This is a genomic window from Pseudomonas sp. P1_C12, assembly GCF_056406435.1.
In genome coordinates this window covers 35,486-62,236 of sequence record NZ_JBFUAE010000026.1, presented here as the reverse complement: position 1 = coordinate 62,236, position 26,751 = coordinate 35,486, and the positions used below count along the sequence as shown (strand labels likewise).

Genomic DNA, 26,751 nt, shown 5'->3' with positions numbered 1-26,751 from the left:
CGCGCGGCGAACAATCCCGAGACCGACTGCACCGGGCGAAGATCCGGCGGTGGCGGTTTCTGCCTGATGGGCGCTGAACAAGGGTGATCGCATGAACGCTGCCGGGATCAAATGGGACGAGTGCTGTGATGTGTTGGTGATTGGCTCGGGAGCCGGGGGCATGACCGCTGCGCTGCGCGCCCATGACCTGGGCCTGAATGCGCTGCTGATCGAGAAAAGCGGCGAATATGGCGGCACCTCGGCGGTATCTGGCGGCGGCATCTGGATCCCCGACAACCACCGGATCAAGGCCCTTGGCGGCAGTGATTCGGCGGCCGAAGCAATTGCCTACATCCGCGCGGTGACCCATGGCGAGATCGACGACGGGCGCATCGAAGCCTATGTCGAGCACGGCCGGGAGATGGTCGAGTACCTGGAACAACACACCCGCGTGCGCTTCGAGGCGCAACCGCGCTACGCCGATTACTACCCGGAAGTCGAGGGCGGCAAACCGGGCTATCGCTCGATGGATCCGCAACCGTTCGATGCCGCCGAACTCGGTGAAGAATTTTTGCGCATGCGCGCACCGTCCCCCGGCACCCTGATGATGGGGCGCATGGCGATGACCATGAAAGAGGCGCAAGTGCTGCTGTGCCGTGGCCCCGGCTGGTTGCGCCTGACCCTGCGGGTGATGTGGCGCTACTGGCGCGATCGTGAAGGGCGGCGCTTGTCCCGCCGCGACCGTTTCCTGACCCTGGGCAATGCCTTGATCGGTGCCTTGCGCTGTTCGTTGCAGGATCGCGGCAAGTCGCTGTGGCTCAACTGTGCGCTCGAAGAGCTGCTGCTGGTCGGCGAGCGGGTCGGCGGGGCGCGAGTCAATCGCAATGGTCAGTTGCTCAACATCAAGGCGCGCTACGGGGTGATTATTGCTGCCGGTGGTTTCGAGCGTAATCAGGCGATGCGTGAGCAGTACCTGCCGCAGCCGTCTCAGGCGAACTGGAGTGCCACGCCGCTGAACAATACTGGCGACGGCATACGTGCCGGCCAGGCCATCGGTGCGCGGACCGCGTTGATGGAACACAGTTGGTGGGCGCCGACCACTTACGTCAAGGGTGAAGAAAAACAGCGCGCGTTGTTCGTCGAACGCACCTTGCCGGGGTGCGTGATGGTCAACGCCGCCGGGGAACGTTTCGTCAATGAAGCCGCGCCATACACCGATATCGTTTATGCGATGTACGCCAACAATCGCGAAGGCGCGGCGAGCGTGCCGTGCTGGATGGTGTTCGACGCCGAATTCCGCCGCAAATACCCGTGCGGCGCCTTGCTGCCGGGTTATGCCCAGCGCGATTGGCAATTGCCCGAGCACCTGCGCGACTACTTCCACAAGGCGTCGAGCCTGGAAGCATTGGCGACGAAAATCGGCGTCGATGCTGGCGGGTTGGTGCGCACCGTGCAGCGCTTCAATGGCATGGCCGTGCAGGGCATCGACGAGGATTTCCACAAGGGCGAATCGCTGTTCGATCGCTACTACGGCGACCCCAACGTGCAACCTAATCCGTGCCTGGCGCCGTTGCTCAAAGGGCCGTTCTACGCCGTGCGCATCGACGCCGGCGACATCGGCACCAAGGGTGGCTTGCTGACTGACGTGCATGCCCGCGTGCTGCATGAAGACGGAGAACCGATCAACGGCCTGTACGCCATCGGCAACAGCGCCGCCTCGATGATGGGCCGCACTTATCCGGGTGCCGGTTCGACCATCGGCCCGGCCATGACCTTCGGTTACCTGGCGGCCAATCACATCAAGCGCCAGAGCGAAACCGCTTCGGCGAAAACCTTGTTCGGGAGTGTCGAATGAACAGTCAGCGTCCACAGATCGCCGTAGTGACCGGCGCCAGTCGCGGAGTCGGGCAGGGCATTGCCCTGGCCCTCGGGGCGGCGGGCATGACGGTGTATGTCACCGGTCGTGCACCTGAGCAGGGCGGGTCGAACTTGTACGGGCATGCCTTGCGCGGTTCGCTGGAGGACACCGCCGCCGCGATCACCGCCGCCGGTGGGCGCGGTATAGCGGTGGTCTGTGATCACGCCGATGACGCGCAGGTTCAGGCGCTGTTTACCCGTGTGGAAAATGAGTGCGGGCATCTGGATCTGCTGGTGAACAACGCTGCGTTCATCCATGACCGGTTGATCGAGCCGGGGCCGTTCTGGGCCAAACCGCTGGACCTGGTGCGCATTCTCGACGTCGGCCTGCGCTCGGCCTACATTGCCAGCTTCTACGCGGCACCGCTGTTGCTCAAAAGTGCCCAAGGGCTGATCTGCTTTACCTCGTCGTTCGGTGCCGGGTGCTACATGCATGGCCCGGCCTACGGCGCGCAAAAGGCCGGGGTCGACAAACTGGCGGCAGACATGGCGATCGATTTCGAAGGGCAGGGCGTGGCGGCGTTGTCGCTGTGGCTCGGTCCGCAACTGACCGAACGCACCAGGATTGCCGGCGAGCAGCATGGCGAGCAGTACCAGGCGTTTCTGGCCCACGCCGAAACCCCGCAATTCAACGGGCAGGTGATTCATGCCTTGCTCAATGATCCGCAGTTGATGGCATTGTCCGGACAGACCCTGATCACCGCCGAAGTCGCGCCGGGTTATGGCATCAGCGAAGCCGAAGGCCGCCAGCCACCATCTCATCGTGCCATGCTCGGCGACCCGCGCCAGCAGCATCCGGCGCGGGTGGTCTGATCCACAGGTTATAAACCACACACAAAACCCTGTGGGAGCGAGCCTGCTCGCGAAGACGTCGGCACATCCAATATTGATGTTGACTGACACACCGCTTTCGCGAGCAGGCTCGCTCCCACATGGGTTGTGGTTTAACCGACTGGCTGCAGTGCCCACTCGCGCAACACATTCTTGGTCACTTTCCCCGCCGCATTGATCGGCATCTTCTGCAGCACCTGCACCCGACGCGGAACCTTGTAGTTGGCCATCTGCTCACGGCACCAGGCGAGAAACCGCGCCTGCTCGATCTCGATACCCGGCGCGGGCAGCAGGAACGCCATCGCCACTTCACCCATGCGCTCATCGGGAATGCCGATCACTGCTGCCTGGGCCACGCCGGGATAGGTCAGCAAACACTGTTCGATCTCCGCCGGATACACATTGAAGCCACCGGTGATGAACATGTCCTTGAGGCGGTCGGTGATGCGCAGGTAACCCTGTTCGTCGAGCATGCCGATGTCGCCGGTGTGCAGCCAGCCGTCGGCATCGAGTATTTCCTGGCTGGCTTCAGGATTGTTGAGATAGCCCTGCATCAGGTTGTAGCCGCGAATCTGCACTTCACCGGGAATGTTCGCCGGCTGGCTGCGACCGTTGTTGCCGACACAGCGTACTTCTACCCCCGGCATCGCCCGGCCGCTGGTGTTGGCGACCAGTTCCGCAGAGTCGCCGGCGCGGCAGATCGTGGCGAAACCGCAGACCTCCGTCAGGCCATACGCGGTGACGATGGTGGCGAATCCGAGTTCGTCGCGCATGCGGTGGATCATCTCCACGGGGATTGCCGCCGCCCCGGTCACCGCCACGCGCAAGGAGCTCAGGTCGAATTCACTGCGTTGCGGATGGGCCAGCAACGACTGATACAACGTCGGCGGCCCGGGCAACACGCTGATGCGTTCGCGCTGCACGCATTCGAGCACGGCCTGCACGTCGAACACTTGCTGCGGCAGGAGGGTGCAGCCACGCATCAATGCGGCCAGCCAACCGGCCTTGTAGCCGAAGGAATGGAAGAACGGATTGACGATCAGGTAGCGATCGCTCTCGCGCAAGCCGACGATATCGCTCCAGTCGCGCACGATTCGCAGGTTCTGGCCGTGGCTGGTCATCACGCCTTTGGGCTTGCCGGTGGTACCCGAAGTGAACAGCACATCGGACAAGGCTTGCGGGCCGACGCTTTGCTCGCGGCTGCGCAAGGCCAGTTGCGGCACGTCGGCCGCCAGATCCATAAACCGCTCCCAAGCCAGGGTGCCCGAATTGGCGCCGCGCAGACTGACGATTTGACGCAGCTCAGGCAGGTCTTCCGACGCCAGCATGCCGGGGTAGTCCGCGCCGAGGAATTCACCGATGGCAAACAGCACGCAGGTGCCACTTTCGCGCAGGATGTAGCCGGCCTCGCTGCCCTTCATCCGGGTATTGAGCGGCACCAGGGCGGCGCCGACACTCTGCAGGGCGCCGGCGGCGACGATCCACTCCCACACGTTGGGCGCCCAGATCGCCACGCGGTCCCCGACCTGTACGTCGAGGGCCAGCAGTGCGCGGGCAGCCTGGCGGCGCAGTTGGTCCAGTTGTCGGTAGCTGATGGTGTGGCCCGCGTCCTCGATGGCCGGGCGGTCGCCGTAGGCCTGGGCAGCGTTGGCGAACAGTTGAGCAATGGTCAGTGCGGTGGCGACAGGCGGCATGGGGCCTCCCCGGTTAGAAGACAAGTACGAAAAAGGGAGTAGGCCGGGCAGGGCGCCCGGCCGGATTGCGAATTACTGGGCGGGTGGGGCGAAACGGCGACCGGCGGAAAAACCACCGTCCACGGCGATCATCTGGCCGCTGACAAAGGATGCTTCGTCCGAGGCCAGGAACAGCGCGACGTTAGCCACTTCTTCCGGCTGCCCGGAGCGGCTGAGCATGTGCTGCGAGGCGAAGAAGGCGTGGAACGCGTCATTGTCACGGACCATGCTGGTCATCGGCGTTTCGATCAGGCCCGGGCACAGACCGTTGACGCGAATGTTGGCGTAGCCGTAGTCGATGGCCATCGAGCGGGTCAGCTGGTTGATGCCGCCCTTGGACACGTTATAGGCCACGTTGCCATCGCAGCCTTGCAGGCCGAAGATCGAACCTACGTTGATGATCGAACCACCGCGCTGCTCAACCATCGATTCCAGCGCGTATTTGCTGGTGAGCATGCTGCCGGTCAGGTTGATGTCCATCACCCGTTGCCAGGCAGCGGTAGTGGTCTGGGTCACGCTGCCCTGGTCGGCGACGCCGGCGGCGTTGACCAGTACGTCGATGCGCCCGAAGCGGCTGATGACTTCTTGCATGACCTGCTGCACCTGCGCTTCGTCGCGCACGTCCAGGGACATGAACAGGCCGGGAAAGTCTGCCGGTGCGCTACCGATGTCCAGCCCGACCACTTGCGCGCCTTCGGCGGCGAAACGGCGCACGCAGGCCAGACCGATCCCCGAAGCACCGCCGGTGACCACCGCGACCTTATTCTGCAAACGAGCCATAACTGCACCTCTTTTATTGTTGTGGGCTAATGCTGGGGCCGAGTCTAACTGCAGACCGGGCCTGAGTGATCGTCCGTTGAGACTAAGCAACAGATCTCCCGACCGGCACATTTCAACTGTAGGAGCGAGCCTGCTCGCGAAAAACGCTCAGAGAATGCGGTCATTCAGACAGGGCGCATTATCGTTGACGTCCATCGCGAGCAGGCTCGCTCCTACAGGGGGATGCGTATCTTCAATCCGGGAACTTCAGGTGTACCCTGGCACCGGTCGGACGACTCTGGCAGGCCAGGGTCCAGCCGTCGGCCAGTTCCTTGGCGCTCAATACGTCATTGCGCGCCAACTGGGTTTGACCTTCCTTGACCACGCACATGCAGGCCCCGCAAAAACCTTCTTCACAGGACGAAGGCACGTCGAGGCCAGCGGCCTTGCAACTTTGCAGCAAGGTATCGCCGGGCTGGCAGGCGATTTCGTGTTGTTCGCCATCGAGCTCGACGATCAGCGCTTCGCACTGCGACCCCATCGCTGCCTCGCGGGCGAGGGCTTCCTCGGCCAGCAGCTCGTCAGGGTCCGGTGGCGAGACGAAACGTTCGACATGGATCCGCTCAGCCGCTTCGCCCAGTGCCAGCAGCGTGCGCTCCACGGTGTCCATGAACGGTCCCGGCCCGCAGATGAAGTAGTCGCCGCCGGCTGATCCGCGCAGCAGATGACGGACCTGATGGTCCGTCAGGAAACCCTGCACCGAATCGAGGACGTGCACCACGTGCAGTTGATCAGGATGCGCCTTGATCAACTGGCACAGCTCGTCCTTGAAAATCACCGACGCTTCATCGCGGTTGGCGTAGATCAACTTGATCGGCCGCCGACTGCTGTGCAGCACCGATTTGAGAATGGAAAACACCGGGGTGATGCCCGAACCGCCCCCGAACAGGACCAGGGGCTTTTCGGTGTCCGCCTGCGGGTCCAGGCAGAAATGCCCCGCCGGTGGCAGCACTTCCAGCCAGTCGCCGACCTGCACTTGGTTCATCCAGTTCGACACCCGGCCGCCGTCGACCCGTTTCACCGTGACCTTGGGCAGCGCGTCCGCGAGGGGCGAGCTGGCCATGGAATAGCAGCGGGTCAACAGTTTACCGGCGAAGGGCACGCGAAAACTCAGGAACTGGCCCGGTTTGTAGCGAAAGCGCTCACGCAGGTCTGGCGGTATGTCCAGCACCAGCGAGCGCGCATCGAAGGTCTCGTCGATGACCGCGCACACTTGCAATGAGACACTTGCCGTCGTGTGTTCGGCCGGGGTCAGGTTCTGTTGTTGCGTGCCCATGTTCACCTCGGCCTCAGAGCCCGCTGATCAGTTGGGCGTTGTCGACGCGGATCTCGGCACCGTTGACGAACCGCGACTCGTCGGCGGCGAGGAACAGCACCACGTTGGCAATGTCCCGTGGCGCGGCCATGCGGTTCATCGGGTCCTGGTCCAGCGCTTCCTGCGGGATCGGCTGACCACCGGCCAGGGCCTGGGTCATCGGTGTGTTCACGCCATCCGGGTGCACGCTGTTGCAGCGGATGCGGTAGCCCTGCTGCTTGCAGTGCAAGGCAATGGAACGGGTCATTGCCGCCACCGCGCCTTTGGACGCCGAGTAAGCGCAGAACATCGGCATCGCGCCCAAGGCCGCGACCGACGACATGTTGATGATCGAACCGCCGCCGGTTTCCTTCATGGCCTGGATCGCGTACTTGCAGCCGAGGAAGTAGCCTTCGCCGTTGATCTTCTGCACCTTCTGCCACAGCTCCAGGGTGGTGTCTTCGATGCTGCCCAGCGCCAGGATCGCGGCGTTGTTGACCAGCACGTCGAGACGACCGAAGTGTTCGACGGTGGTCTTGACCACCTGTTGCCAATCGCTTTCGCTGGCGATGTCGTGGCGGATGAACAGCGCATTGGCGCCGATTTCTGCAGCCACCTGGCGACCGGCTTCTTCGTTGAGGTCGGTCAGTACCACTTTGGCGCCTTCACGGGCCAGCAGCAGGGCGTCTTCGCGACCGATGCCGCTGGCGGCGCCGGTGATGATGCAGACTTTACCTTCTACACGTTGCATTGTTGTTCTCCTGATCGTGCGGTTTGAAGTGCGAATTGGTCGGCCACGTGGGCGGCTGCCCGGCGACCGGAATAAATGCAGTCGGCCAGGGACAGGCCGGAGACATACAGGTTGGAAGCGACCCCGACCGCATTACGGCCGGCGCTGTACAGGCCGTTTATTGGCTGGCCGGCGTGGTCCAGCACCCGACCGCTGTCCTCGCAGACCTTCAGCCCGCCCAGGGTGATGACCGGGCAAGGGAAGAGTTTGCTGTCGAAAGACAAGTCGAGGGCGTACCACGGGCCTTGGTCGAGGTTGGTGAGCATCGCGGCGGATTTGCCGAACTCGTCGGCGACCTCACCGCGTGCTGCGCGGGAATAGCGTTCGACACTTTGGCGCAGCAGTTCGGGCGGCAGGTTGCAGCGTTTGGCCAGGCCGGCGAGGCTGTTGCTGCGCTTGGCGTTGAACAGCAGATTGAGCAGCACCGGCAGACGCTGGAAATTCCAGACTTTGCCGGGGCCGACCTGGCTGAGTGCTTCTCGAACCAGCGCCCGATTGAGAATCAGAATGGCGCGGCCATCCTGTTCTTCGACCATGGCGTGGCCGAGGGTCGCGCCGTAGATTTCTTCGTTGGCATAACGCTGTCCGCGAGCATTGACGATCAGCCCGCGAGCCCAGGCCAGTGGCGGGTTGATGAAACGCCAGGCGCTGACCTTGTCCATCCGCGCCACGCTGCCGCCAGCACTTTGGCCAAGGGCGATGCCGCTGCCGTTGCAACCGGTGGCGCCCAGCGGCAGACCGGCCAGGTACTGCGGCGCGTGTTGGCGCACCAGATCGCGATTGAAGATAAAACCGCCGCTGCTCAGCAACACCGCCTGTTCGGCGCGAATCAATTGCCGAATGGCGCTGGTCTGTTCGATGCGACGCTGACGGGCACGCAAGCGGTCGGCCAAGGCCGGAGCGTACATATGAATGGCGGCGGCCCAGCGCGACAGACGCGCATGTTGTTCGGCGGCGCGGCTACCCGACGGCAATTGCCAGGCTTCGACACCGAGGACCTTGTCGTCGAGGTCGAGCACCAGTCGCCGCACTTCGCACTGGCTGCGCAGGCGCGCGCCGTGACGCAAGGCGCTGGCCTTGAGCGGGGCGAACAGGCTGGCGCCGGACATGCCCGGGCCTTTGGTGCGGTGTCCACGGGGCGTCGGCTTGGCGCTGGCGGCATAGGCCGGCACGGCTTCGTTGCCGGAGTAATAGAGGTAGTACTGGTCACTCGGGTACGAGGTTTTGTGCGGCGGGACGCTTGCCTCGAACGCCGCGCCTTGACGCTCCAGCCAGGCCAGTTGCTCGCGGCTGCCTTCACAGAACGCCCGCAATGTCTCGTGGCTGACGGCCTCGCCGACTTCTTGACGCAGGTAATTGAACATGGCTTCGCTGGTGTCTTCATAGCCAGCCTGATGCTGATACGGCGTACCGCCGCCGGCATAGACCACGCCACCGCTCAGCGCCGTGGCGCCGCCGCCTTCGAAGCGATCTAGTGCGAGCACCGACAGGCCGCGAGTGCTGGCTTCGATGGCGGCACAGGCGCCGGCTCCGCCAAACCCGACGATCAGCAAATCGCAACGGTCATCCCATGGCAACTGGTCGGCGCTGTTCACTCGCAACGCCGTCAACCCGTTCACGCCGTCCATGTCCATGTCCAGGCCTCAGCCGGCTACAGCGAAGGAAGGAGAGGGTTTGGCGGTGGTGGTGTAGCTGCCGTCGAGGTAGACCAGCGGGGTGATGGCGTCAGTGGTGTGAATCTGCAGGATGCGCCCGATGAATACGGTGTGGGTGCCGTAGCTGAAGTGGCCGTCCTGGCGGCAGAGGATCGCCGACTGCGCGTCACCCAGGTAAGGAATGCCGCCGGGGCTGGTCAGCCAGTTGCCACGGTCGAAGCGTGCTTCGCCCTTGATCGCGCCGCTGCACAGGTTGGCCAGGTCCTGTTGTTCGACGCCGAGGATGTTGACGCAGAAGTCGGCGCCGGTCGCCAGTGCAGCGTGGGGCGAGGCGGTCTTGTTGACGCAGATCAGCAGCGATGGCGGCTCGGTGCTCAGGGAGTCGACCGCGGTGGCGGCCATGGCGAAGCGTTCGGAGCCGTTGCTGGTGCTGATAATGGTGACTGACTTGGCCAGGCGGCGCATGGCCTGGAGCATGTCGGCTTTGAGATTGACGTCGTTCATCGCACTGGGCCTTTTTGTTGGTTGTGGAGTGCGATGGATTCTTGCTCTGGCTCTTGTCTGGGGCATCGTCCGAGGGGACTAGGCCTTGGCGGCCTCTGGGCCGACCAGGCTCTTGGGTGGTTGGGTGCATATCCATTGCTGCGGTAACGGCCACTTATGGTTTCGCCCTTACGGCGAGTCCCTTTTGTCAAACGACACAAAAGGAACCAAAAAGTCTCGCCCCTTACGTACGGCCCCTCGCTGAGGCTCGGCGTTCCTTCGCTCCGGCATTCATCCGGGGGCATTGCCCTCCGGTCGGCTTCGCTTCGACCTACATGCAATGAGTTCGACTGCGTCGAACGGCGCTGCGCGCCAATCCCCGGATGAACGCCTCCACTCAGCCTCCCGAGGGGGCGGGTGGATCAAGATCAAAAGCTGCAGGCGAGCTAACGCTCGGCCTGATGAGTGGTGAGGAGTGTGGTGTACGCCGCTCTGCCTTGCTCTCCTGTGGGAGCGAGCTTGCTCGCGATGGCGGCCTGCCGGCGGACCAATTCCTTGCAGATGTACCCGGTCCATTTGTGGGAGCGAGCCTGCTCGCGAAGACGGCCTGTCAGTCGACCTAGTTTTTGCAGATGTCCCCAATCCCTGTGGGAGCGGGCTTGCCCGCGAAGGCGGCCTGAAAGCCGACCAAGAGCATCACAGGCGAACGAACCCCGCGATCAGGACGGCCGGTAGGCCGCCTCGCTTTGGCTTTGGCTTTTGATCTTCTTGCCCCCTCGTGAGGCCGAGCGCAGGTTCTGCGCAGTGGGCAACCCGGCACGGATGCCGGGTTAGCCGCCGCCGGCCATGGATGGCCGATGGCGGCGGGCCCACGGAGCAGGACCGGAGCGAGGGCATGCCGAGCCTAGGCGAGGCACCGAATGTAAGGGGCAAGAGCCCTTTGGTTACTTTGGGGCTTTTCCAAAGTGACCCGCTGTAAGAGCGGAACCATCAGTGGCCGTGACCGCAGCAACGGATATGTACACCCACAAAATACTCATCGCCCAACACAAAGCCATCGTCGGAACGCCGCCCGGACCAAGCTCGCTCCCACAGGGATCTTCAGTGACCACAAGTCCCGAGTAAAACCGCACACCCAATGTGGCAGCGAGCCTGCTCGCGATGGCGGCCCGCCAACCAACACATCCCTTTCAGATACACCCCCAAATACCTGTTCCCCAAAACCATATGGTCCGTTTGAGGGATGTCCACTCTATTGCGCATTGCTTGAATGCCAGTGTAGGGGCGCTACACCCGCCCCGTTGCACGCGCGCCCCGGCGGATGGGGTGAACAAAGGAGAACAATAAAAATGCTCAACCAAGACCTGATTCGCCAGCGTCTGAGCCAACGTGCCCGCGAGTTGGTGCCGATCCTGCGTGAACGCGCCCTGAATGCCGCGCAAGCAGGCCAGTTGCCTGAAGAAACCCTGAAGGATTTCCACGACGCCGGGTTCTTTCGCATCCTGCAACCGTCCCGTTGGGAAGGCTATGAACTGGAGCCCAAGGATTTCTTTGACGTGCAGATGACCCTTGCCGAAGGCTGCATGTCCTCGGCCTGGGTGCTGGGGGTGGTGGCGATCCACAACTGGCAACTGGCGCTGTTCGACGACCGCGCCGCGCAGGATGTCTGGGGCAGCGATTCCAGCGTGCTGATCTCCTCTTCCTATATGCCGGTGGGCAAGGTCGAGCGGGTCGACGGTGGTTTCAAGTTGAGCGGACGCTGGGGCTTTTCCTCCGGCAGCAAGCATTGCGACTGGGCGTTCCTCGGTGCGCTGGTGCCGCCGGCGGAGGCGGGCGGGGCGCCGGATTATCGGACGTTCCTGGTGCCGCGCAGCGACTACCAGATTCTCGACAACTGGAACGTCATGGGCCTGGAAGCCACTGGCTCCCACGACATTCTGGTGGAAAACGCCTTCGTGCCCGAGTACCGCACCCATCGCGCGTTCGACGGTTTCATGCAGAACAGTCCGGGCAACGCGGAGAACACTGCACCGTTGTTCCGCCTGCCATTCGGGCAGATTTTCGTGCGTGCGGTTTCGTCCTCAGCCATCGGTGCCCTGCAAGGCGCGGTGGATCAGTTTGTCGAACACAACCGCGCCCGGGTCGGGGTCAATGACGGTCGCAAAATGGTCCAGGACCCGGCCGCGCAATCGGCGCTGGCCAATGCCATGGTCTGCGTCGACGAGTGCAAGACCGTGCTGCATCGCAACTTCGCCCTGATGCTGGAGCGGGCGCAGAAGGGTGAGCCGTTGAGCATGCCCGAGCGGGTGAAAATGCGTTACGACTCGGCGCTGGTGGCCGACAAGTGCGCCAAGGCCGTTGGCGAGCTGATGTTCAACAGCGGTGCTTCGACGATCTTCCGCAGCCACCCGATCAACCGTGCGTTCCGCGACATTCACACCGGTCGCGCGCACGTCGCCAACAGCCCGGCCAAGTACGCCTGGAACCTCGGCGGCGTGAGCATGGGCCAGGACAGCAACGACTTTTTCCTCTGACGCTTCCCTGCAAACCGGCTAGTCCGTTTGCGTGATTCGAGCGCCCTGCCAATACCCGAGCATGGGCGCAAGGCACAGGTCTCTGGCGCCGACTGCGCATCCAAATAAGCACAAGGATCAACCATGAAATTTTCCCTGATTTACGAAGCCCAGACGGTGGACTCCAGCCGTGAAGGTGACCGCAAGATTTTCGAGGACACCGTCGAACAAGCTGTGCTGGCCGACAAGCTTGGCTTCGACACCTTCTGGTGCGTGGAGCACACCGCGCTGAGCAACTACTCGCACATGTCCGCGCCGGAAACCATGCTGGCATTCGTTGCCGGTAAAACCGAGCGCATCGGCATCGGCCACGGCGTGGTCTGCCTGCCTCCGGCGATGAACCATCCGGTGAAAGTCGCCGAGCGCATCGCCACCCTCGACCTGTTGTCCAAGGGCCGTGTGCACTTTGGTGTGGGCAAGGGCGGCACCCAGCAGGAAGCCGGTACCTTCGGCTACGACCTGGCGACCTTGCAGCCGCAGATCGACGAGATGATGTACCTGATCCCGAGAATGTTCGTGCAGGACGAGATCGAGCACAACGGCGACTTCGTGCAGATCCCCAAGCGCCCGATCCATCCAAAGCCTTACCAGGATCCGCACCCGCCGATGTACCTGGCATGCACCAACACCGAGTCGCTGAAAAACGCTGGCGGTCGTGGCATGGGCGCACTGGTGCTGGGCTTCGGTGGCCCGGAAGAGATCGCCAAGAAGGTCGAGGTGTATCACACGGCCTACGACAACCGCGATGAAAAGAAGCAGGTTGGTTTCCGCCCTAACCGCCACATTGCCGCGCTGTGCCCGGCCATCGTGCTGGACGACAACGAAGAGGCGCGCCGCATCGGCATCCGTGGCCAGCGTTACTTCATGGAATCCCTGGGTTACTGGTACGGCGGTGGCGAGCGTCCGGACCCGGAAAAGTGGAAAGACGACACCTTCGTCGACGGCAACGGCCAGAGCGTGATCAAGTCGCGCTTCGCCTCGGAAGAAGTCAGCGTCGACTTCTCCGACCCGACCATGGCGATGATGAACCCGAACCACGCCTACGGTTCCGTCGAGGATTGCATCGGCTACGTGCAGCGCCTGATCGATGCCGGCGCCGACGAAATCCTGTTCATCTGCCAGATGGGCACCGTGCCGCAGTGGGCGCAGCTGGAGACCCTGAAGAACATTGGCGAGAAGGTGATTCCGCATTTCCGCAAAGCTTGATGCCCCCCTGTAGGAGCGAGCTTGCTCGCGATAAACCGAAGAACGCCACGTGGTGTCAGGCTTGCAGCGTTATTGTTGGCGACCATCGCGAGCAGGCTCGCTCCTACAGTTGATCGCATTTCAGGCCTGGCATGGACGTCAGGCCAACTTTCCAACGGGTCCCCAAGGCCCGTTTTTTTATGCACGCACGAATCCCACAAGCATTTCACGCCATCACACCGCTGTAGGAGCTGCCGAAGGCTGCGATCTTTTGATCTTGTTTGTTTGTGATTCCGACCAGATCAAGATCAAAAGATCGCAGCCTTCGGCAGCTCCTACGGGGGTGTTTGTGAGGGGTGTTTAATGCCTGTCGGAATCACGTCTTGAAAGCTACAACGCCTTGCGTCGTTGCCTACAGGTACGCCAGAATCCGCCGGCTTGTGCGCTTCGGACCCCCTCGGTAACTTGATTCGCGTCACTGACTCCCAGTGATCGGGTTTAGTAGCCCGTGGCTTAATCCGAGACGTACGACGCATCAATCAGGTTATGTGCCTGTATTTTGATGGTGGCTGTACGTAGGGCGCCCTTGGGCGCGCCGGCTTCTTGGATTCCCCGGTCTACTAACCTGCGTACAGCTGCCACCCCTTCTTTTAGTAGAGAAGTGGTTTCCAGCCCACATCAGGAATCCACACTATGTTCAAAGTCACACCAAACCCGCCGAACACCGATCCGGCATCCCCGTACGAACCCGATTCAAAAAAACTCAACGAAGCCGCCGAGCGTGCCCTCGCTTACCACTTTCCCTCGACAGCCGACATTAAAGCCACCCCTCGAACAATCAGCACACTGTTTACCGTCGACCCCGAGGTCACGACTGAAACCTTGATGGTCTATCTGGTCGAGACGTTGGCCTCGGTGGACGTGATGGTGCATCAACTGGTGGATCATCTGGAGGGTGGTGATCGCAATGCCCTGCTGGGTATTTCCAACAGCGTCATGCTCGCCGAAATCACTGCGAACCGCGTGCTCGATCAAATCGAACCGCGAGAATAGCGATGCACCCGTAGGAGCTGCCGAAGGCTGCGATCTTTTGATCTTGTTTGTTGGTGATGTCGAACAGATCAAGATCAAAAGATCGCAGCCTTCGGCAGCTCCTACCCGGTTTCTTCACCGCCGCCAGCCCAAATCCGCTAGTCCCATTGGACGATGTTGCCCCTCCCCGAACCCGTTTGAATAGGCCCTACATAAAGTCTCCCCCGGCAGTCGCCGAAGGGCGGCACCGCCTGTGAAAAACGAGGAGTGCATCCATGGATATCCGTGGTCTGGGTTACGTCACCCTGCTGTCCAGCGACCTAGCGCAATGGCGCCATTACGCAAGCCAGGTGCTGGGTATGATGGTTATCGGCAGCGATGACGACGAGCACCTGTACCTGAAAATGGACGAGCGCCACTACCGCATCCTGGTGCAGAAGAACGCCGAGAACGGTTTCGGTGCCTGCGGCTGGGAAGTGGCCGGCAAGGCGGCGCTGGAACAGGCGGTCAGCGAGCTGCAACAGGCCGACGTGCAAGTGACCCGTGGCACTGCGGCCGAAGCCGACCTGCGCAAGGTCCAGGAGCTGGTGCACTTCAGCGACCCGGACGGCAATCGCCACGAAATTTTCTGGGGGCCGTTGCAGGACTTCGCCCGTTTTGTTTCGCCGGTGGGCGTCAAAGGTTTCGTTACCAACGACCTCGGCATGGGCCACGTGGTGCTGCCGGCGCCAACCTTCGAGCGCTGCCGCGACTTCTACGAACAGGTAATGGGTTTTGGCCTGTCGGATCTGATGAAAGTCCGCTTCACCCCGGACCCGGCCGAGCCGCAAAAGCGTATTCACTTCCTGCACTGCAACAACGGCCGGCACCATTCGCTGGCGATTTTCGAGTGCCCGATGCCCCACGGTTGCGTGCACATGATGGTCGAGGTCAATGCGCTGGACGAAGTCGGCCGTGCGCTGGATCGCGTCCACGCCAACGGCGTGAAGCTGTCGGCCACCCTCGGCCAGCACACCAACGACCAGATGATTTCTTTCTATATCAAGACCCCGTCCGGGTTTGACCTGGAATACGGCTGCGACGGCCTGGTGGTCGACTGGGACCGCCACACGCCGTTCGAAAGCACCGTGGTCAGCCACTGGGGCCACGACTTCAGTGTCGGTCGCCAATGAGGAACAAGACGATGGACAAGCAAATGAGCACCGCCGAGATTGTCGGCCAACTGCGTGACGGCATGACCATCGGTATCGGTGGCTGGGGCCCGCGCCGCAAGCCGATGGCGCTGGTGCGCGAGATTCTGCGCTCGGACCTCAAGGACCTGACCGTGGTCGCCTACGGCGGCGCCGATGTCGGCATGCTCTGCGCGGCCGGCAAGATCAAGAAACTGGTGTTCGCCTTCGTTTCCCTCGACTTCATTCCACTGGAGCCGTACTTCCGCAAGGCGCGCCAGGAAGCGGCGCTGGAAGTGATGGAGATCGACGAAGGTATGCTGCTGCTCGGTCTGCGGGCGGCGGCGATGAATGTGCCGTTCATTCCGACGGCGGTGGGCCTGGGCACCGATGTGCTGCGCCACAACCGCCAGATCAAGTTGATCGCCTCGCCCTATGCCGATGGCAAGGACTGGGTCGCCATGCCAGCGCTCAAGCTCGACGCGGCGCTGGTGCATGTCGACCGCGCCGACAAACGTGGCGTGTGCCAGATCAGCGGTCCGGATCACTACATGGACGACCTGTTCGTGCGGGCCGCGACCCACAGCTACGTGACCTGCGATGAGCTGGTCGACAGCGAGTATTTCCATCAGGACAGCGCCCACGCACATCAAGTGTTCTGGGAACGCAACCTGACCACCGCCGTGGCCCACGTACCGGGCGGGGCGCATCCGTCTTCGTGCGCGCCGCTGTACGGTTTCGACGTCGCGCACTTCAAGGCCTACAACACCACGGTCCAGGCGGCCGATGGCTGGGAAGGCTACGTGCGCGACTACGTCGACTGCACCCACGAACAGTACCTGGACAAGGTTGGCGGCCTGGCTGCGATCCGTGAACTGCCATTGCCGATTTTCTAAGGAAGCCTTCCGATGAGCACTACTGATTACAGCCTCGCCGAGTTGATGATCTGCGCGGCCTCCGAAGCCTGGCGCGAAGACGGCGAGGTTCTGGCCTCCGGCATCGGCGTGATCCCGCGCCTGGCCGCTTCGTTGGCCATGCTGACCAGCAACCCGCAACTGTTGATGACCGACTCCGAAGCCTACATGGTCGCCGAGCCGGTGCCGTTGGGCGCACGCAAGGGCTACGAGCCCAAGCGCGACAGCTGGATGGGGTTCTCGCGGATTTTCGACAACGTCTGGGGTGGTAAACGCCATGCCCTGGTCGGCCCGACCCAGATCGACCGTTACGGTCAAGCCAATATTTCCTGCATCGGCGACTACACCAAACCCAAGGCGCAGATGCTCGGTGTACGCGGTTTCCCTGGCAACTCGATCAGCCACGCCAACTCGTTTTGCGTGCCGAGCCATAACCGTCGGGTGTTCGTCGAAGGCGAGGTCGATATGGTCGCCTCGGTCGGCTACAACCCGGCCCGCCTGGCGCGGGGCTGGTCGCTGGATGACATCGACATCCGCCTGATCATCACCGACCTCTGCGTCCTGGATTTCCAGGGCCCGCAGCGGCAGATGCGCATCCGTTCGCTGCACCCCGGCGTGACGGCGGCGCAAGTCCAGGACAACACCGGCTTCGAATTGCACGTGCCGGACGACTGCCCGACCACGACGGCACCGACGGCCGAGCAGTTGCAGCTGATCCAGCGCCTGGACCCGCACAACCTGCGCGCCCTGCAACTCAAAGACAACCCGCCAGGCCAACGCTGAGCAACGCGTTGCGGAGAAAAGTGATGGCTGAACATAACGATAACAATCAGGCCGAGGTGGTGCTGTACGAGGTGCGTGGCGCGGTGGCCCTGGTCACCATGAATCGCCCCGAGTTCCACAACGCACAGAACTCGCAGATGACCTATGCGCTGGACGCGGCGTTTCGCCGGGCCTGCGATGACGATGAAGTGAAGGTCATCGTGCTGCGTGGTGCCGGCAAGCATTTCTCCGCCGGGCATGACATCGGTACCCCGGGCCGCGACGTCGATAAGACTTTCGATCGCGCCAGCCTGTGGTACGACCATGTGAACAAACCGGGTGGCGAGTTTCTCTATGCCCGCGAGCAGGAAGTCTATCTGGGCATGTGCCGCCGTTGGCGCGAAATGCCCAAGCCGACCATCGCCATGGTCCAGGGCGCGTGCATCGCCGGTGGCTTGATGCTGGCCTGGGTCTGCGACCTGATCGTCGCCAGTGAGGATGCCTACTTCGCCGATCCGGTGGTGCGCATGGGCATTCCCGGGGTTGAGTATTTCGCCCACGTGCATGAACTCAATCCGCGCATCGCCAAGGAATTCCTGTTCCTCGGCGAGCGCATGCCGGCACCGCGTGCCTATCAGATGGGCATGCTCAATCGGGTGGTGGCTCGCGACGAGCTGGAGCAACAGACCTTCGATATTGCCGGGCGCATCGCGCAGATGCCGCGTCTGGGCCTGCAATTGAGCAAGCAAGCGGTGAACAACGCCGAAGACCTGATGGGCAAGCGCGCGACCATGGACATGGTGTTCGGCCTGCATCACTTCGCCCATGCCCACAACGAACTGGTGTCCGGCGACCGCCTCGGCGGCTACGACGCCAAGGCCATGGCCAGTTCCCAGCGCAAAACGGGCGAGGCGTGAGCATGGCGATCTCGTTGAATACCCGTTTAACACAACTGCTCGGTTGTCGTTATCCGATCATCCAGACCGCCATGGGCTGGGTCGCCGACCCGAAACTGGTGGCGGCCACGGGCAATGCCGGTGGTTTCGGTTTTCTTGCCGGGGCGACCATCGAACCGCAGCAGATGGAAGCGGCGATTATCGAAACCCGGCGCCTGACCGATCAGCCGTTCGGGGTGAATTTCCATATGTACCAGGCCAATGCCGGCGAGATCGTCGAGCTGGTGTTGCGCCACAAAGTCCGGGCGGTCAGCTACAGCCGTTCGCCGGGCAAGCAAATGATCAGCCGCCTGAAGGACGCCGGGGTGGTGTGCATTCCCACCGTCGGCGCGCTCAAGCATGCGCAGAAAGCCGTGGAAATGGGCGCCGATGCGGTGACCGTACAGGGCGGCGAGGGCGGGGGACACACCGGTTCCGTACCGACCTCGATGCTGCTTGATCAGGTGGTTAACGCGGTGTCGGTACCCGTGGTGGCGGCCGGCGGCTTCAAGGACGGCAAGGGGCTTGTTTCGGCCCTGGCCTACGGCGCCGAAGGCATCGCCATGGGCACGCGTTTCCTGATGTGCGCCGACAGCCCGGTGCCCCAGGCGACCCTGGCCCGTTACCTCGCGGTCAAGGACCCGGCGGCGATCATCATCAGCCGCGCTATCGACGGCATGCCGCAACGGATGATCCGCAACGAATTGCTCAACCAGCTGGAAAACAGCGGTGGTCTCAAGCGCCTGTTGCTGGCATTGCAGAGTGGCCTGGCCTACCGCCGCCATACGGGCATGAGCCTTACCCAATTGCTCAGCAGCGCCTTGAAGATGCGCGGTGCCGGAGAGTTGACCGCCGCGCAAAGCATCATGGCTGCCAACGCGCCGATGGTGATCCAGAAAGCCATGGTCGACGGGCAACCGGCCGCGGGCGTGTTGCCCGCCGGGCAGATCGCCGCATCCATCGACAGCTTGCCCAGCTGCGCCCAATTGATTGAACAGATCGTCCGCGACGCCGAAGCGCGCCTGGGCGAGCTGTGCCGCCGTGTGTCGTAAGGGGCCATGCATTGTGAAGGAAGGAAACCATGAAACCATTTAGCGTCAGCATCGAACACGGCATTGCCGAACTGGTCTTCAACCGACCACCGGTCAACGCCTTCAATTGCCAGGGCTGGGCCGATATCGCCAGCGAGATCGAGGGCCTGGGCCGCAACAGCGACGTGCGGGTGATCGTGATCCGTGCCGAAGGTCGCGGCTTCTGCGCTGGGGTCGATATCAAGGAACTGGCCGCCGACGGCAACCTGATCGTCGCGGTGAACAAGGGCAACTACGACAGCTTCAAGGCCATTCACCGCAACCCGAAACCGGTGATCGTTGCCGTGCACGGCTTTGTGCTGGGTGGCGGCATCGGCATTTGCGGCGCCGCCGACATCATTGTCGCGTCCGAGTGCGCCACCTTCGGCGTGCCGGAAGTGGATCGCGGCGCCATGGGCGGCGGCGCGCATTTGCAGCGTTTGTTCCCGGTGCAGAAAGTCCGCCACATGTACTTCACCGGCGAGGCCATCGACGCCGCCGAAGCGTACCGCCTGGGCGCGGTGGAGCGGGTGGTCAAGCGCGAAGACTTGCGCGAAGCCGCGTTGCAGATCGCCCGCACCATCGCCGCCAAGAGCCCCGGCATGATCAGCCTTGCCAAGGAAGCGCTGAGCGGTATCGAAGACGGCAATCTGGAAGACAAATACCGCTGGGAGCAGGGCTTCACCCTCGAAGCCTACCGCTCACTGGACTCTCAGGAAGCACGCGACTCGTTCGTCGAGAAACGCGATGCCCGATTCAACGGCTGAAGGCATATCCATGGACCTGACCTATACCCCGGCCCAGCAGGCCTTTCGTGCCGAGGCACGGACCTGGCTGGCGGCCAATGTACCGAGTGAACCGCTGCAATCGTTCGACACCGAGCCTGGCTTTGCCCAGCACCGGGCCTGGGAAGCCAAGCTCAATGAAGGCCGTTGGGGCATGGTCACCTGGCCGACCGAACTCGGCGGACGCGGCTGCGACCTGATCGAGTGGTTGATTTTCGAAGAGGAATACTACCGTTCCGGGGCGCCGGCACGGGTCAACCAGAACGGCATCTTCCTGCTCGGCCCGACCCTGATGGAATACGGTAGCGAAGAACAAAAGGCACGGTTTCTGCCGCGCATGGCCACTGGCGAAGACATCTGGGCCCAGGCTTGGTCGGAGCCGGGCGCCGGTTCCGACATGGCGGCGATCCGTTCCAAGGCTGAACGGGTGGGCGACCACTACGTGATCAATGGCCAGAAAACCTGGTCGACCCGCGCGGTGTGGGCCGATTGGGCGTTCGGTATTTTCCGTACCGACTCGCAGTCCCAGCGTCATCACGGCCTGACCTTCATCCTGCTGCCGCTGGACACGCCGGGCATCACTGTGCGGCCGATTCCGCAGCTCAACGGTTTGCCAGGTTTCGCCGAAATTTTCTTCGACGACGTCAAGGTGCCGGTGGAAAACGCCCTCGGCGGCGAAGGCATGGGCTGGCATGTGGCGATGTCCACCGCCGGTTTCGAGCGTGGTTTGTTGCTGCGTTCACCGGCGCGCTTCCAGGAAACTGCCAAGCGTCTGGTGCAGTTGTATCAGGCCAACCGTGAGCAGGCCGACCGCGACCCGGCCATCGGCGAAGCGGTGATGCGCGCCTGGCTCGATGCCGAGGCCTACACCTTGAGCACCTACATGACTGCCTCGCAACTGGTGCAGGGCGGCAAGATCGGGCCGGAGTCGTCGACCAACAAGATCTTCTGGTCGGAACTCGATCAGCGCATGCACGACACCGCCATGAGCATTCTCGGATTGCGTGGCGAACTGCTGCCGCAAGCCCCGGCCGCCGGTGACGTCAGCCATTGGCTGGAAGGTTTCCTGTTTGCCCAGGCCGGGCCGATCTACGCCGGCACCAACGAGATCCAGCGCAATATCATTGCCGAACGCATGCTCGGCATGCCGCGTGCCTGAGGAATAGACCATGGACTTTAGTTTCAGCCGCGACCAACTGCTGTTTCAGGACAACGTCCGCAGCTTCCTGATCAACGAAGTCACCCCGGAACGCATCCGCGAACTGTGGCAGAGCGACAGCGGGCGCAGTGAACAACTCTGGGCGCAACTGGTGGAACTCGGCCTGACCGCCCTGACCGTGCCCGAGGCACAGGATGGCATGGGTATGAAGGAGCTGGATTTCGTGCTGATTGCCCAGGAATGCGGTTACGCCGGGCTGCCCGAACCGCTCGTGGAGACCATGCTGGTCGGCGTGCCGTTGCTCGCCGCACTGGATGAGCAACACGCGCCACTCAAACAAAAATGGTTGTCACGAGTTGCCGAGGGCCGTGCGCGTCTTGCCGTGTCTGAACCGGGTAACCCGCTGGTGAGCGATGCCCATGTTGCCGATCTGCTGCTGTTGGCCAATGGCGATGAAGTGCACGCCCTGGAGCGTGATGCCGTGCGTCTGACCCGCAACGAGTCGGTCGACCCGAGCCGTCAACTGTTCCAGGTCGAGTGGACACCAACCCCCGCCACCTGCGTTGCCAGCGGTGAGCAGGGCCGACGCCTGTGGACAGCCACCTTCAACCGTGGCGCCCTCGCCAGTGCCGCGCAATTGCTGGGGCTGGCCAAACGCATGGTCGACCTGGCGGTGGACTACACCTTCGAGCGCAAACAGTTCGGCAAACCGGTGGGTTCGTTCCAGGCGGTCAAGCACTTGATGGCCAACGTCGCGGTGCAGATCGAGTTCGCCAAGGGTCCGCTGTACCGCGCCGCTTATGCGCTGGCCGAGCAGCAACCGGGGCAGGACGTGCTGGTGTCCCACGCCAAGCTGGCAACGGCGGAAGCGGCGATGCTCGCGGCGAAGAACAGCATCCAGGCCCACGGCGCCATGGGTTACACCTGGGAAGTCGACTTGCATCTGTTCATGAAGCGCGCCTGGGCTCTGGACAAGGTCTGGGGCGATCGCAGCCATCACAAGGGGCGGATTCGCGCGGCCCTGTTCGACGGCAATCCTGCCGCCTTCGCCGGCAAGCCGGCTCCTACAAAAAGCACAGAGAAACAGCATGCCTGAAGCTTATATTGTCGACGCCCTGCGCACGCCCACCGGGCGGCGCAAGGGTGGTCTGAGCCAGATCCACGCCGCCGACCTGGGCGCCCACGTATTGCGCGCGCTGGTCGAGCGCAATGCCATTCCCGACGAGGATTACGACGACGTGATCTTCGGCTGTGTCGACACCATCGGCCCGCTGGCCGGTGACATCGCCCGCACCAGTTGGCTGGCGGCCGGCCTGTCGCAAGCGGTGCCGGGCACCACCATCGATCGCCAGTGCGGTTCGTCCCAGCAAGCGGTGCACTTCGCCGCCCAGGCGGTGATGAGCGGCACTCAGGATGTGGTGATTGCCGGTGGCGTGCAGACCATGACCCAGATCCCGATTTCCTCGGCGATGATCGCTGCCGAGCCCCTGGGCTTCACCGATCCGTTCAGCGGCTCCGAAGGCTGGGTGCGGCGCTACGGCGCGCAAACCCCGACGCAGTTCCGTTCGGCGCAGATGATCGCCGAGAAATGGGACCTGTCCCGGGCGCAGCTTGAAGCTTATTCGCTGGAGTCCCATCGACGAGCCTTGCAGGCCATCGAGCAAGGCCGCTTCAACCGCGAGATCGTGCCCCTGGCCGGTGTGCTGCACGACGAAACCCCACGCCAGACCAGCCTGGAAAAAATGGCCGAGCTGGAGTTCCTGTTCGGCTGCGACCGGGTGACTGCCGCGGTATCGAGCCAGACCTGTGACGCGGCCAGCGCAATGCTGATCGTCTCGGAGGCGGCGCTCAAGCGTTACGGCCTGACGCCACGGGCACGTATCCATCACCTGAGCGTGCGCGCCGAAGACCCGATCTGGATGCTCACCGCGCCGATCCCGGCCACCGCTTACGCGCTCAAGCGTGCCGGCATGAAGCTCGAAGACATCGACCGGGTGGAGATCAACGAAGCCTTCGCTTCGGTGGCCATGGCCTGGTTGAAAGAGACCGGCTATCCCCATGAGCAGACCAACGTCAATGGCGGCGCGATTGCCCTCGGTCATCCATTGGGCGCCACCGGCACCCGCTTGATGTGCACCTTGCTCCATGAGCTGGAACGCAGCGGCGGCCGTTATGGCATGCAGACCATGTGCGAAGGCGGCGGCCAGGCCAACGTGACGATCATCGAACGTTTGTAAAGCAGGGTGCACACCGATCCTGTAGGAGCGAGCCTGCTCGCGATGGGGTCATCAGATTCAACATTGATGATGACTGACCCACCGCTTTCGCGAGCAGGCTCGCTCCTACAGAAGATTGTGTCGACCAGTGATGAATTTGAAGGATGTAGAACATGAAAATATGTGTAAACCGTGTGGTGATCATCACCGGTGCCGGCGGTGGCCTGGGTCGGGCCTACGCGCTGGCCTTCGCCGCTGAAGGCGCGAAAGTGCTGGTCAACGACATCAACCGCGAAGCGGCGCTGGCCGTGGTCGGCGAAATCCTCGGCCAGGGCGGCAGCGCCGTGGCCAACAGCGACGACATCACCCGATATGACTCGGCGGGGTTGATCGTGCGCCAGGCCATCGAAACCTTTGGCGACCTGAACGTGGTGGTCAACAACGCCGGCATCTGCCGCGACCGCATGTTCGCCAGCCTCAGCGAAGCCGACTGGGACGCTGTGGTAGCCGTGCACCTGAAGGGCCACTTCTGCATTTCCAGCCACGCCGTGAAGTACTGGCGTGAGCAGGTCAAGGGCGGCGCCAAGGTCGATGCGCGGATCATCAACACCAGTTCCGGCGCCGGTTTGCAGGGCTCCATTGGCCAGTCCAACTACGCGGCGGCCAAGGGTGGTATAGCCTCGCTGACCCTGGTACAGGCCGCTGAACTGCGTCGCTACGGGATCACCGCCAACGCCCTGGCGCCGGCCGCGCGCACCGGGATGACCGAGCAAGTGTTCGCCGACACCATGAAAAAACCAGAAGAGGGCTTCGATTACTTCGCCCCGGAAAACGTCGCGCCGCTGGTGGTGTGGCTCGGTTCCGAGGCTTCCGCCGAGGTGACCGGGCAGATGTTCGAAGTCGAGGGCGGCAAGTTGTCGATCGCCGACGGCTGGCGCCGTGGTCCGCAACTGGATCGCGAGGGCCGCTGGGCAGTCGGCGAGATGGGCGATGCCGTCGCACAGCTGGTGGCTCAGGCCGTTCCGGCGGCCAAAGTGTACGGCAGCTGAAAAAGACCGGTCTCGGGAGGGCGGCGCGCGGCTATAATCGGCCGACGTTTCCCTCCAGTCACCACACGAGACCTGTCATGACCATTTCCCTGTACGACGCTTCCGTGCCTGTTTTCCAGCAAATGCTCAACGCCCTGAGTGATGTACTGAAAAAGGCCGAGGCTCACGCCACCGAGAAAAACATCGACCCTAACGCCTTCCTGCAAGCGCGCCTGTTCCCGGACATGTTCCCGCTGGTGCGTCAGGTGCAGATCGCCGTTGATTTCAGCAAGGGCGTTACCGGTCGCCTGGCCGAAGTTGAATTGCCGAAGTACGACGACACTGAAACCACCTTCGCCGAACTGCAAGCGTTGATCGCCAAGGCTCTGGCCTTCATCGGCAGCATTACGCCTGCGCAGATCAACGGCAAGGAAGGCATCGAGATCGTGACCCGTCCGGGCACGCCTAAAGAGAAGCGCTTCAGCGGCCAGTCCTACCTGCTGACCTACGGCCTGCCGCAGTTCTTCTTCCACGTCACCACCACTTACGCACTGCTGCGTCACAACGGCGTGGAAGTGGGCAAGCGTGACTACATGGGCGCGTTCTAAACCGTCCAGGTACAAAAAAGCCCGCCAAGGTTTGCGCCTTGGCGGGCTTTTCATTGGTGAATCAAAAGATCGCAGCCTGCGGCAGCTCCTACAGGTGCACGCATTCCAAAGTAGGAGCTGCCGCAGGCTGCGATCTTTTGATCTTTTTCGGTATCAGGCCAGGCGTTCTGTTTTTGCCTCTTCACCCAGGCAAGCCGCCGCGGTGAACAGCACATCGGTGGACGAGTTCAGCGCGGTTTCCGCCGAGTCCTGCAATACGCCGATGATGAAACCGACCGCCACCACCTGCATGGCGATTTCGCTCGGGATGCCGAACAGGCTGCATGCCAGCGGAATCAGCAACAGCGAACCACCCGCCACACCCGAAGCACCGCAGGCGCAGATGGCTGCGACGACGCTCAGCAGGATCGCGGTGGGAATGTCCACGGCGATGCCCAGCGTGTGCACCGCCGCCAGGGTCAGCACGGTGATGGTGATCGCCGCGCCGGCCATGTTGATGGTCGCACCCAGCGGGATCGATACCGAGTAGGTGTCTTCGTGCAGGCCCAGACGCTTGCTCAATTCCAGGTTGACCGGAATGTTCGCCGCCGAACTGCGGGTGAAGAACGCGGTGATGCCGCTCTCGCGCAGGCAGGTCAGCACCAGCGGGTACGGGTTGCGGCGCAGTTTCCAGAATACGATGAGCGGGTTCATCACCAGTGCCACGAACAGCATGCAGCCCAACAGCACGGCCAGCAGGTGGGCGTAGCCGATCAGTGCGCCGAAACCGGAAGTGGCCAGGGTCGAGGCCACCAGGCCGAAGATGCCCAGCGGGGCGAAGCTGATCACCAGGCGCACGATCACCGTCACGCCGTTGGACAGGTCACCCAGCACTTCACGAGTGGTGTCGCCGGCGTGGCGAATGGCGATGCCCATGCCGATGGCCCACGCCAGGATGCCGATGAAGTTGGCATTCATCAGGGCGCTGACCGGATTATCGACCACGCTCAGCAACAGGCTTTGCAACACTTCGCCAATCCCGCCCGGCGCTGTGACCGCAACGTCCTGGGTCGACAGCACCAGGCTCGACGGGAACGTCATGCTGGCAACCACCGCGACCACGGCCGCGGCGAAAGTGCCCAGCAGATACAGGAACAGAATCGGCCGGATATGGGTTTCCTGACCGTGCTTGTGGTTGGCAATCGACGCCATGACCAGTACGAACACCAGAATCGGCGCGACGGCTTTCAGTGCCGAGACAAACACTTTGCCGATGAACGCCGTGGACTTCGCCATGTCGGGGGCAAACAGCGCCAGGGCAATACCTGCGATCAGGCCGATCACGATCTGCGTGACCAGGCTAAGGCGTTTGAGGCGGTGCAATAGAGAAGGGGATGAAGCAGTCATAAAACGGCATCTCTGATTTTTTATAAGTGCGAGGTTTCGCCGCAGTTGCAGCAATAAGCAGGGCAGGCCGCAGACGGGAAACCGAGAGGGGTACACAGGGTGTAGAACGCCGCAATCCTTGTGGGAGCGAGCCTGCTCGCGATGACGATGGCACAGTCGACACTTGCGTTGTCTGACAGTCCGCCATCGCGAGCAGGCTCGCTCCCACAGGTCTTGTCGATTAACTGATCGGCATTAACCACTGGGTGTACGTTTTTCAGGGCGCGGACTTTATCACAGCGTAGGAGCGATCTTTCAGACCTGTGACGAACTGCCACCATGGCATTCAACGAGATAGGCAGGTTCGTGCAACCGCGTTCGGAAACACTCTGTTAAGATTCGCCATCCTCATTTTCATGTCTGCCAGTGGGCCTCCGGGCTATCGCTGG

23 protein-coding genes are annotated in these 26,751 nt (G+C 62.6%); 16 read left to right on the top strand and 7 right to left on the bottom strand.

All coding sequences use genetic code 11. The annotated features are described in order from the left end of the window. The first annotated feature begins 91 nt into the window (after positions 1-91). On the top strand, positions 92-1,834 hold the full coding sequence (locus AC1D19_RS28505; protein WP_477765349.1) for an FAD-binding protein: 1,743 nt from the start codon (positions 92-94) through the stop codon (positions 1,832-1,834). Continuing rightward, positions 1,831-2,709 (top strand): SDR family NAD(P)-dependent oxidoreductase, encoded by an 879-nt coding sequence (locus tag AC1D19_RS28500; protein ID WP_477765348.1) that lies wholly within the window; start codon positions 1,831-1,833, stop codon positions 2,707-2,709. Before AC1D19_RS28505 ends, AC1D19_RS28500 begins: the two co-directional genes overlap by 4 nt. Positions 2,710-2,840: 131 nt before the next feature. On the opposite strand, the gene AC1D19_RS28495 is transcribed toward AC1D19_RS28500, so the two are convergent. From AC1D19_RS28495 to AC1D19_RS28470, 6 genes are all read right to left on the bottom strand, one after another. Beyond that, the gene (locus AC1D19_RS28495; RefSeq protein WP_477765347.1) at positions 2,841-4,421 is read right to left on the bottom strand and encodes a FadD3 family acyl-CoA ligase; all 1,581 of its coding nucleotides are present in this window, start codon (positions 4,419-4,421) and stop codon (positions 2,841-2,843) included. A 72-nt stretch (positions 4,422-4,493) separates the two neighbouring features. Next, complete coding sequence (locus AC1D19_RS28490) at positions 4,494-5,240, bottom strand: SDR family NAD(P)-dependent oxidoreductase (RefSeq protein WP_477765346.1); 747 nt, start codon at positions 5,238-5,240, stop codon at positions 4,494-4,496. 232 nt (positions 5,241-5,472) lie between these two features. Beyond that, a complete protein-coding gene (locus AC1D19_RS28485) occupies positions 5,473-6,555 on the bottom strand; it encodes a 2Fe-2S iron-sulfur cluster-binding protein (RefSeq protein WP_477765345.1) in 1,083 nt (360 codons plus the stop codon). 13 nt (positions 6,556-6,568) lie between these two features. Further along, on the bottom strand, positions 6,569-7,324 hold the full coding sequence (locus tag AC1D19_RS28480) for a glucose 1-dehydrogenase (RefSeq protein WP_150759511.1): 756 nt from the start codon (positions 7,322-7,324) through the stop codon (positions 6,569-6,571). Beyond that, complete coding sequence (locus tag AC1D19_RS28475; protein ID WP_477765344.1) at positions 7,312-8,991, bottom strand: FAD-binding protein; 1,680 nt, start codon at positions 8,989-8,991, stop codon at positions 7,312-7,314. The genes AC1D19_RS28480 and AC1D19_RS28475 overlap by 13 nt, the downstream gene beginning before the upstream one ends. Before the next feature lie 15 nt (positions 8,992-9,006). Beyond that, a complete protein-coding gene (locus AC1D19_RS28470) occupies positions 9,007-9,522 on the bottom strand; it encodes a flavin reductase family protein (protein WP_477755055.1) in 516 nt (171 codons plus the stop codon). Between the two features lie 1,328 nt (positions 9,523-10,850). Between AC1D19_RS28470 and AC1D19_RS28465 the strand changes: the two genes are divergently transcribed. The 14 genes from AC1D19_RS28465 to AC1D19_RS28400 all read left to right on the top strand — a co-directional run bounded on the left by AC1D19_RS28465 (position 10,851) and on the right by AC1D19_RS28400 (position 24,937). Continuing rightward, on the top strand, positions 10,851-12,035 hold the full coding sequence (locus AC1D19_RS28465) for an acyl-CoA dehydrogenase family protein (protein WP_477765343.1): 1,185 nt from the start codon (positions 10,851-10,853) through the stop codon (positions 12,033-12,035). Positions 12,036-12,158: 123 nt separating this feature from the next. Then, positions 12,159-13,280 carry an LLM class flavin-dependent oxidoreductase gene (locus tag AC1D19_RS28460; protein ID WP_477765342.1) on the top strand — a complete coding sequence of 374 codons (1,122 nt, stop codon included), beginning with the start codon at positions 12,159-12,161 and terminating at the stop codon, positions 13,278-13,280. A gap of 672 nt (positions 13,281-13,952) precedes the next feature. Beyond that, positions 13,953-14,312, top strand: coding sequence for a DUF6124 family protein (locus AC1D19_RS28455; RefSeq protein ID WP_477765341.1), 360 nt, complete (start codon positions 13,953-13,955; stop codon positions 14,310-14,312). A 254-nt stretch (positions 14,313-14,566) separates the two neighbouring features. Continuing rightward, positions 14,567-15,463: a VOC family protein gene (locus tag AC1D19_RS28450; protein ID WP_477765340.1), complete on the top strand. Its 897-nt coding sequence runs from the start codon at positions 14,567-14,569 to the stop codon at positions 15,461-15,463. Between the two features lie 11 nt (positions 15,464-15,474). After that, positions 15,475-16,356: a CoA transferase subunit A gene (locus AC1D19_RS28445; RefSeq protein WP_477765339.1), complete on the top strand. Its 882-nt coding sequence runs from the start codon at positions 15,475-15,477 to the stop codon at positions 16,354-16,356. 12 nt (positions 16,357-16,368) lie between these two features. After that, the gene (locus AC1D19_RS28440) at positions 16,369-17,157 is read left to right on the top strand and encodes a CoA-transferase subunit beta (RefSeq protein ID WP_477765338.1); all 789 of its coding nucleotides are present in this window, start codon (positions 16,369-16,371) and stop codon (positions 17,155-17,157) included. Positions 17,158-17,180: 23 nt separating this feature from the next. Next, positions 17,181-18,053 carry an enoyl-CoA hydratase gene (locus AC1D19_RS28435; RefSeq protein WP_248692877.1) on the top strand — a complete coding sequence of 291 codons (873 nt, stop codon included), beginning with the start codon at positions 17,181-17,183 and terminating at the stop codon, positions 18,051-18,053. A gap of 2 nt (positions 18,054-18,055) precedes the next feature. After that, positions 18,056-19,123: an NAD(P)H-dependent flavin oxidoreductase gene (locus tag AC1D19_RS28430; protein ID WP_477760385.1), complete on the top strand. Its 1,068-nt coding sequence runs from the start codon at positions 18,056-18,058 to the stop codon at positions 19,121-19,123. Between the two features lie 29 nt (positions 19,124-19,152). Continuing rightward, on the top strand, positions 19,153-19,908 hold the full coding sequence (locus AC1D19_RS28425; protein WP_223458443.1) for an enoyl-CoA hydratase family protein: 756 nt from the start codon (positions 19,153-19,155) through the stop codon (positions 19,906-19,908). Between the two features lie 10 nt (positions 19,909-19,918). After that, a complete protein-coding gene (locus AC1D19_RS28420; protein WP_477765373.1) occupies positions 19,919-21,085 on the top strand; it encodes an acyl-CoA dehydrogenase family protein in 1,167 nt (388 codons plus the stop codon). Between the two features lie 10 nt (positions 21,086-21,095). Continuing rightward, entirely contained in the window at positions 21,096-22,181 is a 1,086-nt protein-coding gene (locus AC1D19_RS28415; RefSeq protein WP_477765337.1) for an acyl-CoA dehydrogenase family protein, read from the top strand. Next, positions 22,174-23,322, top strand: a complete 1,149-nt coding sequence (locus AC1D19_RS28410) for an acetyl-CoA C-acetyltransferase (protein WP_477765336.1) — start codon at positions 22,174-22,176, stop codon at positions 23,320-23,322. The genes AC1D19_RS28415 and AC1D19_RS28410 overlap by 8 nt, the downstream gene beginning before the upstream one ends. Positions 23,323-23,474: 152 nt before the next feature. Next, positions 23,475-24,350, top strand: coding sequence for an SDR family oxidoreductase (locus AC1D19_RS28405; protein WP_477765335.1), 876 nt, complete (start codon positions 23,475-23,477; stop codon positions 24,348-24,350). 77 nt (positions 24,351-24,427) lie between these two features. Further along, positions 24,428-24,937: a DUF1993 domain-containing protein gene (locus AC1D19_RS28400; RefSeq protein WP_223462336.1), complete on the top strand. Its 510-nt coding sequence runs from the start codon at positions 24,428-24,430 to the stop codon at positions 24,935-24,937. A gap of 153 nt (positions 24,938-25,090) precedes the next feature. Here AC1D19_RS28400 and sstT read toward each other — a convergent pair whose 3' ends face one another. Further along, positions 25,091-26,323 carry a serine/threonine transporter SstT gene (gene sstT / locus AC1D19_RS28395; protein WP_477765334.1) on the bottom strand — a complete coding sequence of 411 codons (1,233 nt, stop codon included), beginning with the start codon at positions 26,321-26,323 and terminating at the stop codon, positions 25,091-25,093. Positions 26,324-26,751 lie beyond the last annotated feature (428 nt).